The sequence below is a fragment of the Stenotrophomonas sp. YJH_SMC_105-26 genome, from assembly GCF_059368915.1.
Window position 1 is genome coordinate 1 of sequence record NZ_JCAFSD010000020.1, and the last position, 16522, is coordinate 16522.

Annotated in this window: 13 protein-coding genes and 1 tRNA gene; all 14 read right to left on the reverse strand. The window is 63.4% G+C overall.

Annotation, left to right across the window (positions count from 1 at the left end; all coding sequences use genetic code 11):
• Positions 1 to 147, reverse strand: a 147-nt coding sequence (locus tag AC5P7F_RS21485) for a GTP-binding protein (protein ID WP_230078978.1), incomplete at its 3' end; no start/stop codon positions are given.
• 52 nt (positions 148 to 199) lie between these two features.
• A complete protein-coding gene (gene fusA / locus AC5P7F_RS21490) occupies positions 200 to 2341 on the reverse strand; it encodes an elongation factor G (protein WP_014646050.1) in 2142 nt (713 codons plus the stop codon).
• A gap of 141 nt (positions 2342 to 2482) precedes the next feature.
• The gene (gene rpsG / locus AC5P7F_RS21495; RefSeq protein WP_004145321.1) at positions 2483 to 2956 is read right to left on the reverse strand and encodes a 30S ribosomal protein S7; all 474 of its coding nucleotides are present in this window, start codon (positions 2954 to 2956) and stop codon (positions 2483 to 2485) included.
• 12 nt (positions 2957 to 2968) lie between these two features.
• Positions 2969 to 3343, reverse strand: a complete 375-nt coding sequence (gene rpsL / locus AC5P7F_RS21500) for a 30S ribosomal protein S12 (RefSeq protein ID WP_004145320.1) — start codon at positions 3341 to 3343, stop codon at positions 2969 to 2971.
• Between the two features lie 284 nt (positions 3344 to 3627).
• Positions 3628 to 7851: a DNA-directed RNA polymerase subunit beta' gene (gene rpoC / locus AC5P7F_RS21505; RefSeq protein ID WP_014646049.1), complete on the reverse strand. Its 4224-nt coding sequence runs from the start codon at positions 7849 to 7851 to the stop codon at positions 3628 to 3630.
• An 89-nt stretch (positions 7852 to 7940) separates the two neighbouring features.
• Positions 7941 to 12095, reverse strand: a complete 4155-nt coding sequence (rpoB, locus tag AC5P7F_RS21510) for a DNA-directed RNA polymerase subunit beta (protein WP_014646048.1) — start codon at positions 12093 to 12095, stop codon at positions 7941 to 7943.
• Between the two features lie 329 nt (positions 12096 to 12424).
• Positions 12425 to 12793 carry a 50S ribosomal protein L7/L12 gene (rplL, locus tag AC5P7F_RS21515; protein WP_014646047.1) on the reverse strand — a complete coding sequence of 123 codons (369 nt, stop codon included), beginning with the start codon at positions 12791 to 12793 and terminating at the stop codon, positions 12425 to 12427.
• Positions 12794 to 12856: 63 nt separating this feature from the next.
• Positions 12857 to 13393: a 50S ribosomal protein L10 gene (gene rplJ / locus AC5P7F_RS21520; protein WP_010480377.1), complete on the reverse strand. Its 537-nt coding sequence runs from the start codon at positions 13391 to 13393 to the stop codon at positions 12857 to 12859.
• Between the two features lie 386 nt (positions 13394 to 13779).
• Positions 13780 to 14478: a 50S ribosomal protein L1 gene (rplA, locus tag AC5P7F_RS21525; protein ID WP_014646045.1), complete on the reverse strand. Its 699-nt coding sequence runs from the start codon at positions 14476 to 14478 to the stop codon at positions 13780 to 13782.
• Between the two features lie 4 nt (positions 14479 to 14482).
• Entirely contained in the window at positions 14483 to 14911 is a 429-nt protein-coding gene (gene rplK / locus AC5P7F_RS21530) for a 50S ribosomal protein L11 (protein WP_004145248.1), read from the reverse strand.
• A 258-nt stretch (positions 14912 to 15169) separates the two neighbouring features.
• Positions 15170 to 15730 carry a transcription termination/antitermination protein NusG gene (gene nusG, locus AC5P7F_RS21535; protein WP_004154362.1) on the reverse strand — a complete coding sequence of 187 codons (561 nt, stop codon included), beginning with the start codon at positions 15728 to 15730 and terminating at the stop codon, positions 15170 to 15172.
• Positions 15731 to 15740: 10 nt separating this feature from the next.
• Positions 15741 to 16154, reverse strand: a complete 414-nt coding sequence (secE, locus tag AC5P7F_RS21540; RefSeq protein ID WP_164077939.1) for a preprotein translocase subunit SecE — start codon at positions 16152 to 16154, stop codon at positions 15741 to 15743.
• A 49-nt stretch (positions 16155 to 16203) separates the two neighbouring features.
• Positions 16204 to 16279 (reverse strand) — tRNA-Trp (locus AC5P7F_RS21545).
• Positions 16280 to 16381: 102 nt separating this feature from the next.
• On the reverse strand, positions 16382 to 16522 hold a 141-nt coding region (locus AC5P7F_RS21550; RefSeq protein ID WP_487247787.1), incomplete at its 5' end, for an EF-Tu C-terminal domain-related protein.

The following is a 16522-nucleotide window of genomic DNA, read 5'->3' on the forward strand; positions in this document are numbered from 1 at the left end:
CGAGGAGTAATCCTTGAACTCGCCACCGAAGCGCTCGGCACCGATCTTGGTCAGTGCGGCGGTCAGCGTGGTCTTGCCGTGATCGACGTGACCGATGGTGCCGACGTTGACGTGCGGCTTGGTGCGCTCGAACTTACCCTTTGCCATTGTTCTATACCTTGATTGTTCGTAAGTGGTTTCAAGAGAGGCTGAGCGAGGCTCAGCCCTTCTTCATGACGGCTTCGGCGATGTTGGTCGGAGCCGGCTCGTAGTGATCGAATTCCATGGTGAAGGTGGCGCGGCCCTGGGTCTGCGAACGCAGCGCAGTGGCGTAGCCGAACATTTCACCCAGCGGGATCATCGCGTTGATGATGCTGGCCGAACCGTCACCGGTGGTGTCGGAACCCTGCAGCACGCCGCGACGACGGCTGACGTCGCCCATCACGTCACCCTGGTAATCCTCCGGGGTCACGATCTCGACCTTCATGATCGGCTCCAGCAGCACCGGCTTGGCCTTGGCGAAGCCCTGCTTGAAGGCCATCGACGAGGCCAGCTTGAACGCCATTTCCGAGGAGTCGACGTCGTGGTACGAACCGAACACCAGCTTCACCTTGACGTCCACGACCGGGAAGCCAGCCAGCGGACCGCTGGTGATGGTTTCGCGCAGGCCCTTTTCAACCGACGGAATGAATTCCTTCGGGATCACGCCGCCGGTGATGTCGTTGATGAACAGGAAGTCGTCCTTGATGGCCGGAGCCAGCTTCGGATCGGCACGGTCTTCAGCGGTGATCGGCGACAGCTCGATCACGACGTGACCGTACTGACCCTTACCACCGGACTGCTTGGCGTGCTTGTAGTCCGACTTGACGTCAGCCAGGGTGATGGTTTCGCGGTAGGCCACCTGCGGCGCGCCGACGTTGGCTTCAACGTTGAACTCGCGCTTCAGGCGATCGACGATGATGTCCAGGTGCAGCTCGCCCATGCCCGAGATGATGGTCTGGCCGGATTCTTCGTCGGTCTTGACGCGGAACGACGGATCTTCCTGCGCCAGACGGCCCAGGGCCAGACCCATCTTTTCCTGGTCCGACTTGGTCTTCGGCTCGACGGCCATCGAGATCACCGGCTCCGGGAACGTCATGCGCTCCAGGATGATCGGCGCGTCCACGGCGCACAGGGTGTCACCGGTGGTGGTGTCCTTCAGGCCCACGGCAGCAGCGATGTCACCAGCCAGAACTTCCTTGATTTCCTCGCGGTTGTTCGAGTGCATCTGCAGGATGCGACCGATGCGCTCCTTCTTGCCCTTCACCGAGTTCAGCACGGTGTCGCCACCGTTCAGGGTGCCCGAGTAGACGCGGAAGAAGGTCAGCGCGCCGACGAACGGGTCGGTGATGATCTTGAAGGCCAGCGACGAGAACGGAGCCTTGTCGTCCGACTTGCGGGTCATCTCGACGGTGTCGTCGTCAACGTCCACGCCCTTCACGTCCGGCACGTCGACCGGCGACGGCAGCAGCTGGATCACGCCGTCCAGCATGGCCTGCACGCCCTTGTTCTTGAAGGCCGAGCCGCAGTACATCGGCACGATCTCGGTGGCCAGGGTGCGGGTACGCAGCGCATTGATGATTTCAGCCTCGGCCAGCTCTTCGCCGCCCAGGTACTTTTCCATCAGCTCTTCGCTGGCTTCGGCAGCGGTCTCGACCATGAACTGGCGAGCCTCTTCGGCAGCCGCCTGCAGATCGGCCGGGATGTCGCTGTATTCGAACTTCATGCCCTGCGAAGCCTCATCCCAATGGATGGCCTTCATCTTCAGCAGGTCGACAACGCCCTTGAAGTTGTCTTCAGCGCCGATCGGCAGCTGCATCGGCACGGCGACCGCGCCCAGCTTGGCCTTCAGCTGGCCGACGACCTTCTGGAAGTTGGCACCGGTGCGGTCCATCTTGTTGACGAACGCGATGCGCGGCACGTGGTACTTGTTGGCCTGGCGCCACACGGTTTCCGACTGCGGCTGCACGCCACCGACGGCACACAGGACGAAGACGGCACCGTCGAGCACGCGCAGCGAGCGCTCCACTTCGATGGTGAAGTCGACGTGCCCGGGGGTGTCGATGATGTTGAAGCGGTGCTCCGGCAGGGACTTGTCCATGCCCTTCCAGAACGCGGTGGTGGCAGCGGACTGGATCGTGATGCCACGCTCCTGCTCCTGCTCCATCCAGTCCATGGTGGCGGCGCCGTCGTGCACTTCACCGATCTTGTGGCTCTTGCCGGTGTAGAACAGGATGCGCTCGGACGTGGTGGTCTTGCCGGCATCGATGTGAGCCATGATGCCGAAGTTACGGTAACGCTCGATGGGAGTGGAACGGGCCACGGGAGCCTCTCAGATTTCTTGGATTTCGGATGGCCGAACGCCGCCTTTCGGCGGCCTTCGGATTGGCGCAGCCCTTCTGGGACCGCGAGGCAGCACGCACCGAAGTGGTGCTGCCCTGCCTGTTTTACAAGGCCGTCAAACTCACCAGCGGTAGTGGGCGAATGCCTTGTTGGCTTCGGCCATGCGGTGGGTTTCTTCGCGCTTCTTGATGGCGCCGCCACGGTTTTCCGAGGCGTCGATCAGTTCAGCAGCCAGCTTCTTCGGCATGGTGTTCTCACCACGCTTGCGCGCGGAGTCGATCAGCCAGCGCATGGCCAGGGCCATCTTGCGCGACGAACGCACTTCGACCGGCACCTGGTAGGTGGCACCACCGACGCGACGCGACTTGACTTCGACCGCCGGAGCGACGTTGTCCAGAGCCTTCTGCACCAGTTCAATGGCGTTGGCGCTGCTGTTCTTCTCGGTGATCACGTCCATGGCGCCGTACACGATCTTTTCGGCGACGGACTTCTTGCCGCTCTGCATGACCATGTTGATGAAGCGGGCGATGGTTTCGCTTCCGTGCTTCGGATCGGGCAGGACGGAACGCTGCGGAGTATTACCCTTACGCGACATAGTGCTCTCTCCTTATGCCTTCGGACGCTTGGCGCCGTACTTGGAACGGGCCTGGCGACGCTTGGCAACGCCGGCGGCGTCGAGCGAGCCACGAACGGTGTGGTAACGCACACCCGGCAGGTCCTTGACGCGACCGCCGCGGATCAGGACCACGGAGTGCTCCTGCAGGTTGTGGCCTTCACCACCGATGTAGGAAATCACTTCTTCCTGGTTGGTCAGGCGGACCTTGGCAACCTTGCGCAGAGCCGAGTTCGGCTTCTTCGGAGTGGTGGTGTAGACACGGGTGCAGACGCCACGGCGCTGCGGGCACTTGTCGAGCGCCGGCGAGGCACTCTTGTAGGTGGTCGCTTGCCGCGGCTTGCGGACCAGCTGGTTGATCGTCGCCATCAGTAGGTTCTTCTGATTGGTGGCCGGAAAATCCGACCAGAGATGCGGAAATGTTAAAGCAGGCCGAAATTCTGGCCTGCTGAGACAGACGATTGTAGCAACCTGCCAGGAAAGCAGTCAAACGCCTCCTGTCAAGCCCGTCCCTGATCCCGGGACGTTACTGGGGGGCCTCCATGTACCCCGTTCAGGTTGACAGGGTCGATCGCGGACGATCTCCCCTGCCCTTTCCCAATCCCATCGATGGACCGATGGGGTGGTCCGGCCTTGCGGCCGGACCGGCTACCTCATTCTTCGCCCGACGCCTGTTCAGCTTCGGCTTCAACCACCGGCGCCTCGACCGCGGCCGGGGTACCGGCCAGGGTCTGCATTTCCGACTCGGTGAGACCGGAAGCGCCGCGACGGCGGTTGCTGTGGTACGCCAGGCCGGTACCGGCCGGAATCAGGCGACCCACGATGACGTTTTCCTTCAGGCCACGCAGGTTGTCCGAGGTGCCGCGGACGGCCGCTTCGGTCAGCACGCGGGTGGTTTCCTGGAACGAAGCGGCCGAGATGAACGATTCGGTCGCCAGCGACGCCTTGGTGATACCCAGCAGGACCGGATCGAAGTGCGCCGGCAGCTCGTTGCGGGCCGACAGGCGCGCATTTTCCTCGATAACGCGCTGACGCTCCACCTGTTCGCCGTTCAGGAACTTGCTGCTGCCCTGATCGGTGATCTCGACCTTGCGCAGCATCTGGCGGGTGATCACCTCGATGTGCTTGTCGTTGATCTTCACGCCCTGCAGGCGGTACACGTCCTGGATTTCCTTCACCAGGTAGGCCGCCAGCGGCTCGACGCCCAGCAGGCGCAGGATGTCCTGCGGGCTCGGCTCGCCGTCCACGATGGTTTCACCCTTGGTGACATGCTCGCCTTCGAACACGATGACCTGGCGGTACTTCGGGATCAGCTCTTCGTGCTCCGAACCATCGGTGTCCTTGATGATCAGGCGCTGCTTGCCCTTGGTGTCCTTGCCGAAGCTGATGATGCCCGAACGCTCGGCCAGCACCGCCGGATCCTTCGGCTTGCGCGCTTCGAACAGGTCGGCCACGCGCGGCAGACCACCGGTGATGTCGCGGGTCTTCGACGCTTCCTGCGGGATCTTGGCGACGACGTCGCCCACGCCCACCGGGGCGCCGTCCTGCAGGTTGACGATCGAACGCGGCGGCAGCAGGTACTGCGCCGGCAGGTCGGTGCCCGGAATCGACAGGTCATTGCCCTTGGCGTCGACGATGCGCACGATCGGGCGCAGGTCCTTGGCCTGGGTACCACGACGCTTCGGATCGGTGATTTCGCGCGAAGCCAGGCCGGTCAGCTCGTCGGTCTTCTCGATGACGGTGATGCCATCAACGAAGTCGATGAAGCGGATGAAGCCGGCCACTTCCGACACGATCGGGTGGTTATGCGGATCCCAGTTGGCCACGGTCTGGCCAGCCTTGATCGCATCACCGTCCTTGGACGTGATGGTCGCACCGTACGGCAGCTTGTAACGCTCACGCTCACGGCCGTGGGCATCGAGCACCGAGATTTCGCCCGAGCGCGACACTGCGACCAGCGAGCCGTTGGCATGCTCGACCGACTTGAGGTTGCTGAACTTGACCGAGCCGGTGGTCTTGACGGTGATGTTGTCGACCGCTGCAGCTCGCGACGCCGCACCACCGATGTGGAACGTACGCATGGTCAGCTGGGTACCCGGCTCACCGATGGACTGCGCGGCGATGACGCCGACTGCTTCACCGATGTTGACCAGGTGGCCACGGGCCAGGTCGCGGCCGTAGCAGCGCGAGCAGACACCGAACGCCGATTCGCAGGAGATGGTCGAGCGGACCTTGATGGTCTGCACGCCGGCATCTTCCAGCTTGGCGACCCAGGCTTCGTCGAGCAGGGTGTTGCGGGTGACGATCGGATCCTCGTCGTTGCCCGGCAGGAACACGTCCTCGGCAACCACGCGGCCCAGCACGCGGTCCTTCAGCGGCTCGACCACGTCGCCGCCTTCCACGATCGGGGTCATGATCAGGCCTTCGGTGGTACCGCAATCCACCTCGGTGATCACCACGTCCTGCGCGACGTCGACCAGACGACGGGTCAGGTAACCCGAGTTCGCGGTCTTCAGCGCGGTATCGGCCAGACCCTTACGGGCACCGTGGGTGGAGTTGAAGTACTCCTGCACGTTCAGGCCTTCGCGGAAGTTCGCCTTGATGGGCGTCTCGATGATCGAGCCGTCCGGGCGGGCCATCAGGCCGCGCATGCCGGCCAGCTGACGGATCTGCGCCTGCGAACCACGCGCACCGGAGTCGGCCATGATGTACAGCGAGTTCATCGACTTCTGGTCGATGGTCTCGCCCTTGGCATTGACCACCTTCTCGGTACCGATGGTGTCCATCATCGCCTTGGCGATGCGCTCGTTGGTGCGCGACCAGATGTCGACCACCTTGTTGTAGCGCTCGCCGGCGGTGACCAGGCCCGACTGGTACTGCTCCTGGATTTCCAGCACTTCGGCTTCGGCCTCGGTGAGGATGCCCTTCTTCTCGTCCGGGATCAGCATGTCGTCGATGCCGATCGAGACGCCGGCGCGGGTCGCGTAGGCGAAGCCGGTGTACATCAGCTTGTCGGCGAACACGACCGTGTCCTTCAGGCCCAGCTGGCGGTAGCTGGAGTTGATCAGGCGGCTGATGTTCTTCTTGGTCAGCTCGGTGTTGGCCAGCGCGAACGGCAGGCCTTCCGGCAGGATTTCAGCCAGCAGGGCGCGACCGATCGTGGTGTCCACGATCGAGGTCTTGTTCTGCTTGTTGCCGTCTTCGTCGGTCACCACCTCGGTGATGCGGACCTTGACCTTGGCGTGCAGTTCCACCACACGGTTGTCGTAGGCACGCTTCACTTCGGCAATGTTGGCGAAGGCCATGCCCTCGCCCTTCTTGTTTTCCAGCGAGCGGGTCATGTAGTACAGACCCAGCACGACGTCCTGCGACGGCACGATGATCGGCTCGCCGTTGGCCGGCGACAGGATGTTGTTGGTCGACATCATCAGCGCACGCGCTTCCAGCTGGGCTTCCAGCGAGAGCGGCACGTGGACGGCCATCTGGTCACCGTCGAAGTCGGCGTTGAACGCGGTGCAGACCAGCGGGTGCAGCTGGATGGCCTTGCCTTCGATCAGCACCGGCTCGAACGCCTGGATGCCCAGACGGTGCAGGGTCGGCGCACGGTTCAGCATCACCGGATGCTCGCGGATGACCTCTTCCAGGATGTCCCAGACTTCGGCTTCTTCGCGCTCGACCAGCTTCTTGGCGGCCTTGATGGTGGTGGCCAGGCCACGACGCTGCAGCTTGGCGAAGACGAACGGCTTGAACAGCTCCAGCGCCATCTTCTTCGGCAGGCCGCACTGGTGCAGGCGCAGGTACGGACCGACCACGATGACCGAACGGCCCGAGTAGTCGACGCGCTTGCCGAGCAGGTTCTGGCGGAAGCGCCCCTGCTTGCCCTTGATCATGTCGGCCAGCGACTTCAGCGGGCGCTTGTTGGTGCCGGTGATGGCACGGCCGCGACGGCCGTTGTCCAGCAGCGCATCGACCGATTCCTGCAGCATGCGCTTTTCATTGCGCACGATGATGTCCGGCGCGCTCAGCTCGAGCAGGCGGCGCAGGCGGTTGTTGCGGTTGATGACGCGGCGGTACAGGTCGTTCAGGTCGGAGGTCGCGAAGCGGCCGCCATCCAGCGGGACCAGCGGGCGCAGGTCCGGCGGCAGCACCGGCAGCACGGTCATGACCATCCATTCCGGACGGTTGCCCGATTCCAGGAAGGCCTCGATCAGCTTGATGCGCTTGGTGAGGCGCTTGAGCTTGGTTTCCGAGCCGGTAGCGGCGATTTCCTCGCGCAGGCGGGTCATTTCCGACTGCAGGTCGATCGTGCGCAGCAGTTCGTACACGGCCTCGGCGCCCATGGCGGCGTCGAAGTCGTCACCGTGCTCCTGGCGGGCCTGCAGGTACTGTTCTTCGGTCAGCAGCTGGCGGCGCTCCAGGGCGGTCAGGCCCGGCTCGGTCACCACGTACGCTTCGAAGTACAGCACGCGCTCGATATCGCGCAGGGTCATGTCCAGCATCAGGCCGATGCGCGACGGCAGCGACTTCAGGAACCAGATGTGCGCGACCGGCGACGCCAGGTCGATGTGGCCCATGCGCTCACGGCGCACCTTGGCCAGGGTCACTTCGGTGCCGCACTTTTCGCAGACCACGCCGCGGTGCTTCATGCGCTTGTACTTGCCGCACAGGCACTCGTAGTCCTTCACCGGGCCGAAGATGGCGGCGCAGAACAGGCCGTCGCGTTCCGGCTTGAAGGTACGGTAGTTGATGGTTTCCGGCTTCTTCACTTCGCCGAAGGACCACGAACGGATCAGGTCCGGCGAGGCCAGCGCGATCTTGATCGCGTCGAAGTCCAGCGTCTGGCGCTGCTGGTTGAAGAGGTTGAGCAGGTCTTTCATGGTGTTCTCCAGAAGGAGGAATGCTGTGTCGATGGGCTTTCAGTTGACTGCCAGCGGCGCGGCGGCGGAGGCCGCCGCGCCGGCATGGATCAGTTGTCTTCCAGTTCCATGTTGATGGCCAGCGAGCGGATTTCCTTCACGAGCACGTTGAAGGATTCCGGCATGCCCGCGACCATCTCGTGCTCACCGTCGACAATGTTCTTGTACATCTGGTTGCGGCCCTGCACGTCATCGGACTTCACCGTCAGCATTTCCTGCAGGGTGTAGGCCGCGCCGTAGGCTTCCAGCGCCCAGACTTCCATTTCACCGAAGCGCTGGCCGCCGAACTGCGCCTTGCCGCCCAGCGGCTGCTGGGTGACGAGCGAGTACGGACCGGTCGAACGGGCGTGCATCTTGTCGTCGACCAGGTGGTTCAGCTTCAGGTAGTGCATGTAGCCAACGGTGGTGTGGCGATCGAAGGCTTCACCGGTGCGGCCGTCGTACAGCTGGGTCTGGCCGCTGCTCGGCAGGTCGGCCAGTTCCAGCATGCGCTTGATTTCCGCTTCGGTGGCGCCGTCGAACACCGGGGTAGCCATCGGCACGCCGTCGGTCAGGTTGCGGGCCAGGCGCAGCAGTTCCTCGTCGCTGAACTGCGACAGGTCGACACGATTGGCCACGTTGGTGTCGTCGTGGTTGTAGATGTCGTCCAGGAACTTGCGCAGGTCGGCGACCGCCGCCTGGGCTTCCATCATCGCCTGGATCTTGCGACCCAGACCCTTGGCGGCCCAGCCCAGGTGCACTTCCAGGATCTGGCCGATGTTCATGCGCGACGGCACGCCCAGCGGGTTCAGCACGATGTCCACGGTTTCGCCCGAGGCCATGTACGGCATGTCCTCGACCGGCACCACGTTGGAGACCACACCCTTGTTGCCGTGGCGGCCAGCCATCTTGTCGCCCGGCTGGATGCGGCGCTTCACGGCCAGGAACACCTTGACCATCTTCAGAACGCCCGGAGCGAGGTCGTCACCGGCGGTGATCTTGCCGCGCTTGTCGGCGAAGCGACGCTCGAACTCCTTCTCGTGCGCCTGGATCTGCTTCTGCGCGCGCTCGATGGCTTCCGAAGCGTCCTCGTCCTTCATGCGCAGGGCGAACCAGTCAGCCTTCTTCAGGCCGTCCAGGAAGGCGTCGGTGATCACGTCACCCTTCTTCAGGCCAGCGCCACCGTTGACCACCTTGCCCACGATCTGCGAACGCAGACGCATGTAGATGGCGGCTTCCAGGATGCGGAACTGGTCGTCGAAGTCCTTCTTGACGCGCTTGATTTCAGACTCTTCGATCTGGCGGGCGCGCTTGTCCTTCTCGATGCCGTCGCGGGTGAAGACCTGCACGTCGATGACGGTGCCGTCCATGCCCGGCGGAACGCGCAGCGAGCTGTCCTTCACGTCCGAAGCCTTCTCGCCGAAGATCGCGCGCAGCAGCTTCTCTTCCGGGGTCAGCTGGCTTTCGCCCTTCGGGGTGACCTTGCCGACCAGGATGTCGCCGGCACGGACTTCCGCGCCGATGTACACCACGCCGCTCTCGTCCAGGCGGTTCAGCGCCTGCTCGGAGACGTTCGGGATGTCGGCGGAGATTTCCTCCGGCCCCAGCTTGGTGTCACGCGCGACGCAGGTCAGCTCTTCGATGTGGATCGTGGTGTAACGATCCTCTTCCACCACGCGCTCGGAGAGCAGGATGGAGTCTTCGAAGTTGTAGCCGTTCCACGGCATGAACGCGATCAGCATGTTCTGGCCCAAGGCCAGTTCGCCGATGTCGGTGGACGGACCGTCGGCCAGCACGTCGCCGCGGGCGATGACGTCACCGACCTGGACCAGCGGGCGCTGGTTGATGCAGGTGTTCTGGTTCGAACGGGTGTACTTGACCAGGTTGTAGATGTCCACGCCTGCGTCGGTGGCGCCAACGATCTCTTCCTCGTTGACCTTGACCACGATGCGGGCCGCGTCGATCTGCACGATCTCGCCACCACGACGGGCATTCACGGTCACACCGGAGTCACGCGCCACGGCGCGCTCGATGCCGGTACCGACCAGCGGCTTCTGCGCACGCAGGGTCGGCACGGCCTGACGCTGCATGTTGGCGCCCATCAGTGCGCGGTTGGCGTCATCGTGCTCCAGGAACGGAACCAGCGCAGCCGCGATCGACACGGTCTGCATCGGCGAGACGTCCATGAAGTGGACTTCCGCCGGCGGCTTCAGCAGCGATTCGCCCTGGAAGCGGCACGGGACGAACTGCTCGGTCAGGGTGCCCTTGGCGTCGGTCAGCGCGTTGGCCTGCGCAATGACGTACTCGTTTTCTTCGATCGCCGACAGGAACTCGACTTCGTCATAGACCTTGCCGTCCACGACCTTGCGGTACGGGGTCTCGAGGAAACCGTACTGGTTGGTGCGGGCGTACACGGCCAGCGAGTTGATCAGGCCGATGTTCGGGCCTTCCGGGGTTTCGATGGTGCAGACGCGGCCGTAATGGGTCGGGTGCACGTCGCGCACTTCGAAGCCGGCGCGCTCACGGGTCAAACCGCCCGGGCCCAGGGCCGAGACGCGACGCTTGTGAGTCACTTCCGACAGCGGGTTGTTCTGGTCCATGAACTGCGACAGCTGCGAGGAGCCGAAGAACTCCTTGATGGCAGCGGCGACCGGCTTGGCGTTGATCAGCTCCTGCGGGGTCAGGCCTTCCGACTCGGCCATCGACAGGCGCTCCTTGACCGCGCGCTCGACGCGGACCAGGCCGACGCGGAACACGTTCTCGGCCATTTCACCGACCGAACGCACGCGACGGTTGCCCAGGTGATCGATGTCGTCGACCACGCCGCGACCGTTGCGAATCTCGGTCAGGACCTTGATCACGTCCAGGATGTCGGAGCTGTCGCCGTGGGCAGCGACCAGGCGCTTGGACTCTTCGTCGTTGCGCTCACCGAAGTACTTGCTGTCGTACAGCACGGCTTCGCCGGTGGTTTCCTTGCGGCCCACGCGACGGTTGAACTTCATGCGGCCGACCGCGGACAGGTCGTAGCGCTCGAAGGTGAAGAACAGGTTGTGGAACAGGTTCTGCGCGGCATCCTTGGTCGGCGGCTCGCCCGGACGCATCATGCGGTAGATCTCGACCAGGGCTTCCAGCTGGGTCTTGGTCGGGTCGATGCGCAGGGTGTTGGACAGGTACGGACCACGATCCAGGTCGTTCACCCACAGGGTGCCGACCGCGTCAACGCCGGCCTTGCGGAAGGCCTGCAGCTGCTCGTCGGTGATCTCGTCGTTGGCCTGGGCCAGCAGTTCGCCGGTCGAGGCATCGACCACGTCGTGCGACAGGATGCGGCCGACGATGTAGTCGTCCGGCACGGCCAGGGCGGCGATGCCCGAGGCTTCCAGCTGCTTGATGTGGCGCGCGGTGATGCGCTTGCCGGCTTCCACGATGACCTTGTCGCCGTCGGCGAGGTCGAAGCCCAGGGTTTCGCCACGCAGGCGCTCCGGCACCAGCTCCAGCTGGACGCCTTCATCCGGGTTGATGTGGAAGGTGTTGATCTCGAAGAACTCGGCCAGCATCTCTTCGTTGCTGTAGCCGAGCGCGCGCAGCAGGATCGACACCGGCAGCTTGCGGCGACGGTCGATACGGGTGAACAGCGCGTCCTTCGGGTCGAACTCGAAGTCCAGCCAGGAACCGCGGTAAGGAATGATGCGGGCGCTGTACAGCAGCTTGCCCGAGCTGTGGGTCTTGCCACGGTCGTGGTCGAAGAACACGCCCGGCGAGCGGTGCAGCTGCGAGACGATGACGCGCTCGGTGCCGTTGACGATGAAGGTGCCGTTCTCGGTCATCAGCGGGATTTCGCCCAGATAGACCTCCTGCTCCTTCACGTACTTGATGGCCTTGGTCGACGACTCACGGTCGTAGATCACCAGGCGCACGGTCACGCGCAGCGGGGCGCCGTAGCTCATGCCGCGCTGGCGGCACTCACGCTCGTCGAAGACCGGTTCGCCCAGCTTGTAGCCGACGTATTCCAGGGCAGCATTGCCGCTGTAGCTGGCGATCGGGAAGACCGACTTCAGCGCAGCGTGCAGGCCGTGGTCCGTGCGCTTGGCCGGATCGACGTTTTCCTGCAGGAATTCACGATAGGAATCCACCTGGATGGCGAGCAGGAACGGCACTTCGAGAATCGAGCGCTGCTTGCCGAAATCCTTGCGGATACGCTTTTTTTCGGTGAACGAATAGGACGTCATGAGGTCTTCCACCTTGTTGTGCGGATCGTGCGCCCACGATCCGAAGGGAACTTGAAATTGTCAGTTGGAAGTCGCTGGTATTGCCGGCACCAGCACGCCTTCTCCCGCTACTTCCAACTGCCAACTCGTCTGCTACCACTCCCCCGCTGCCGCGCCGTGCGCTGGCCTGCCGGGGTTTGACTGCAGCCCGTGTTGGGCTTTTTCCTGCTTTTGAAACAGTCGACTAACAGTCGACCCTACCGGTACCGCAACAACGACCAAAGGCCGGGGGCTTACGCCCCCAGCCTTGGCTGCATCGCCGTGAATCGGTGACGATGCAAGGTAACTGCTTACTTGACTTCGACAGTCGCGCCAGCAGCTTCCAGGTCCTTCTTCATCTTCTCGGCGTCTTCCTTCGAAGCGCCTTCCTTCAGGACGCCACCGGCTTCGGCCAGGTCCTTCGCTTCCTTCAGGCCCAGGCCGGTGATGGCGCGGACGGCCTTGATGACCTCGACCTTCTTCTCGCCGGCGGTCTTCAGGGTGACGGTGAACTCGGTCTGCTCTTCAACAGCAGCGGCCGGGCCAGCGGCAGCAGCCACGGCAACCGGAGCAGCGGCGGAGACGCCGAACTTCTCTTCGATGGCCTTGACCAGCTCCATCACTTCCATCAGGGACTTCTCGGCGATGGCGTCGACGATCTGTTCGTTGGTAAGGGACATGATTAATACCTTTGGATGATTTTCTGGGTTGAGGTTCCGTCAGGAACCACGGTAAGTCGAAACTCAGGCGGTCTCGGCGGCCGGCTCGGCAGCGTCGGCGGCGACATCGCCACCCCCCTGCTTCTCGCCAACGGCCTTGATGGCGCGGGCAAACATCGTGACCGGCTCGGTCAGGACGCGGGCCAGCATGGCCAGGGCCTGGTCGCGGGTCGGCAGCGAGGCCAGCACTTCGACGTGGCTTGCCGGGAACACTTCGCCACCGATGGCGACGACCTTAGCCTTCAGCTTGTCGTTGCCCTTGGCGGCTTCCTTGATCAGGCGACCGGCAGCGCCGGGCTCCTCGAGCGAGAACGCGTACAGCAGCGGACCAACCATCTGGTCCTGTGCGACTGCGAACTCGGTGCCTTCAACGGCGCGCGAAGCCAGGGTGTTCTTGACAACCTTCAAGAAAACACCGGTTTCACGAGCCTGCTTGCGCATCGCGGTCATCTGGGCGACCGTGGTGCCAGCGTATTCGGCTGCGATCAAGGAGTGGGCCTTGGCGGCGACGTCTGCCAGCTCGGCGACTACTTCTTGCTTCTGGGACAGATTGAGAGCCATTGCACTCCTCCTATTGAACTCCGCTTACGGCTCCTGCCGTGTGCGGTCCTGTGCGGCATCCGTCCTGGACGCCGGGAACATCGGGATGATGTTCCGGGGGTGGGCCGTTCTAGACCTGGAGTGGGCCAACCTGGGAAACCCAGACGTGCGTGAACCAGAAAAACTCCAGAAGGGCACCATCTACGCAGGGTGATTCCGGGGAATCGATTAAGCGCTCATGACTGCTCCGGCGGCGACTCCTTGCCAGATCGAGCTTCCGTGCCCGTCGCCGGTATTGCCACGACCGCGCCTGCGGTCTTTGACGGCTACCGCAGGCGATGCACTGCCAGCGATGCCTTCAAATGTCACGGTCACGGCACCGAAGGTACCGTGACCGCTTGAAACAATTACTTCAGGGTCAGCGACGACTGGTCGACGGTGACGCCCGGGCCCATCGTCGAGCTGACCGAAACCTTCTGCAGGTAGGTGCCCTTCGAGGTGGCCGGCTTGGCCTTGATCAGGTCCAGCAGCAGCGCGGTCAGGTTCGACTTCAGCGCGTCTTCGGCGAAGTCGGCCTTGCCGATGGTGCAGTGGATGATGCCGGCCTTGTCGGTGCGGTAACGGACCTGACCCGACTTGGCGTTCTTCACGGCTTCACCCGGGTTCGGGGAAACAGTGCCGACCTTCGGGTTCGGCATCAGGCCGCGCGGGCCCAGCACGGTGCCCAGCTTACCGACGACGCGCATGGCGTCCGGGGTCGCGATGACGACGTCATAGTTCAGATCACCGGCCTGCATCTTCTCGGCCAGATCGTCCATACCGACGGCTTCGGCGCCAGCGGCCAGGGCTTCGTCAGCCTTGGCACCGGCCGGAGCGAACACGGCGACGCGGACCGACTTGCCGGTACCGGCCGGCAGCACGGTGGAGCCACGGACCTGCTGGTCGGACTTCTTCGCATCGACGCCCAGGCGCACGGCAACGTCGATCGACTCGACGAACTTGGCCTTGGTGGCGGTCTTCAGGATGTTGATCGCGTCCTCGAAGGCGTACGCCTTGCCCGGAACGACGGCGGCCTTGATGGCCTTCTCACGCTTGGTCTGTGCCATCTTATTAACCCTCCACCACGAGGCCCATGGAACGGGCAGAGCCAGCGATGGTACGCACGGCGGCGTCCAGGTCGGCGGCAGTCAGATCCGGTTCCTTCGCCTTGGCGATCTCTTCCAGCTGCTTACGGGTGACCTTGCCGACCTTCTCGGTGTTCGGGCGCTTGGAGCCCGACGAGATGCCAGCGGCCTTCTTCAGCAGGGTGGTAGCCGGGGTGCTCTTGGTGATGAAGGTGAACGTACGGTCCGAGTAGGCCGTAATGATCACCGGAACCGGCAGACCCGGCTCGAGCTTCTGCGTGGCAGCGTTGAACGCCTTGCAGAATTCCATGATGTTCAGACCACGCTGACCCAGCGCAGGACCGACCGGCGGCGAGGGGTTGGCCTGACCGGCCTTCACCTGCAGCTTGATGTAACCGACAACTTTCTTTGCCATGTGAGTGCTCTCCGGGTGCTAGCGCCTTTCGACAACAGGCTCCCCATCGGACCGGGAATCACGCGTCCCGGCATCGCGTTTTGAAATCATGCTGAAGGCCACCTTGCGGCGGCCTCGTCCTGCTGGCTTTCCCAGCAGGGAGCCGCGCACTATAACAGGTTTTTTCTTCACATGCCTGAAGCAGCAGGTAAACGAACGAAACCGGGCCAGGCCCGGTTTCTGGTCCGACGCCGAGCATGGCTCGACGCTACAGGCAGGTCAGACGGCCTTTTCGACCTGGCCGAACTCGAGCTCGACCGGGGTCGCACGACCGAAGATCAGCACCGAGACGCGCAGACGGCTCTTCTCGTAGTTGACCTCTTCGACGACGCCATTGAAATCGTTGAACGGGCCATCGGTGACACGGACCATCTGGCCCGGCTCGAACAGCACCTTGGGACGCGGCTTCTCGACACCTTCCTGAACGCGGTTCAGGATGGCCTCGGCCTCGGAATCGGCGATCGGCAGCGGGCGATCAGCGGTACCGCCGATGAAGCCCATCACGCGCGGGGTTTCCTTGACCAGATGCCAGCTTTCGTTGTCGATGCGCGGAATGCCGGCTTCTTCGTGGGTCTCGATCTGGACCAGCACATAGCCCGGGAAGAACTTGCGCTCGGAGCGGCGCTTCTGGCCAGCGCGCATCTCGACCACTTCTTCGGTCGGAACCAGGACGTCGCCGAAGCGCTCTTCCATGCCATCACGGACGATGCGATCGCGCAGGGCCTGCGCCACCGACTTCTCGAAGCCCGAATAGGCGTGAACGACGTACCAACGCTTCATGCAATTCTCCTTAGCGGCTCAGGAACCACTGAGTCAGTTTCTGGATCAGGAAGTCGAAGCCACCCAGCAGCAGGCTGAGGATGAGCACCACGACGATCACGACCCAGGTCATGCGGATGGCTTCCTGGCGCGTCGGCCAGACCACCTTGCGCAGTTCGAAGCGCGACTCGGAGAGGAATTCGCGGGTGTCGCGCCCCCTGCCGGTCAGCATGAACACGCCGATACCGCCAACCAGACCGACCACGACCGCCAACGCACGCACCTGACCCGCCCACGCACCCAGCTGGGCGGCGCGACCGGAGTCGGCGGAGAACCAGAACCAGACGAACAGACCGGCCAGCACCAGCAACGATGCGGCGACATACTTGACGATATCTCCACCATTGGCGGAGTTGTCCTTGGAGTGTTCGATCTTGCTATTCATCCGGCTGTGTCTGCTTTAGCGGCGCAGGCCGCTGGGTAAGGTGGGCAGATGGCACGCCAGGAGGGACTCGAACCCCCAACCTGCGGTTTTGGAGACCGCTGCTCTGCCAATTGAGCTACTGGCGTACGTTGAAAACTTGCCTTCCCTTAGACGGCGAAGGCGGACCGAGGTTCCCGGCCCGCCATTCACGTAACCGGCGGCGCTATGCAACCACCGGTACTGCAGGCTTACTCGATGATCTTCGAGACCACGCCGGCGCCGACGGTACGGCCGCCTTCGCGGATGGCGAAGCGCAGGCCTTCGTCCATTGCCACCGGGTTGATCAGGGTGACGACCATCTTGACGTTGTCACCCGGCATCACCATTTC

Coding starts and splice junctions, on each gene's coding strand:
- rplL (WP_014646047.1), bottom strand. CDS start 12,793: ATGTCCCTTACCAACGAACAGATCGTCGACGCCATCGCCGAGAAGTCC.
- rplJ (WP_010480377.1), bottom strand. CDS start 13,393: ATGGCTCTCAATCTGTCCCAGAAGCAAGAAGTAGTCGCCGAGCTGGCA.
- secE (WP_164077939.1), bottom strand. CDS start 16,154: ATGAATAGCAAGATCGAACACTCCAAGGACAACTCCGCCAATGGTGGA.
- rplK (WP_004145248.1), bottom strand. CDS start 14,911: ATGGCAAAGAAAGTTGTCGGTTACATCAAGCTGCAGGTGAAGGCCGGT.
- rpsG (WP_004145321.1), bottom strand. CDS start 2,956: ATGTCGCGTAAGGGTAATACTCCGCAGCGTTCCGTCCTGCCCGATCCG.
- rpsL (WP_004145320.1), bottom strand. CDS start 3,343: ATGGCGACGATCAACCAGCTGGTCCGCAAGCCGCGGCAAGCGACCACC.
- rpoB (WP_014646048.1), bottom strand. CDS start 12,095: ATGACGTCCTATTCGTTCACCGAAAAAAAGCGTATCCGCAAGGATTTC.
- nusG (WP_004154362.1), bottom strand. CDS start 15,730: ATGAAGCGTTGGTACGTCGTTCACGCCTATTCGGGCTTCGAGAAGTCG.
- rpoC (WP_014646049.1), bottom strand. CDS start 7,851: ATGAAAGACCTGCTCAACCTCTTCAACCAGCAGCGCCAGACGCTGGAC.
- rplA (WP_014646045.1), bottom strand. CDS start 14,478: ATGGCACAGACCAAGCGTGAGAAGGCCATCAAGGCCGCCGTCGTTCCG.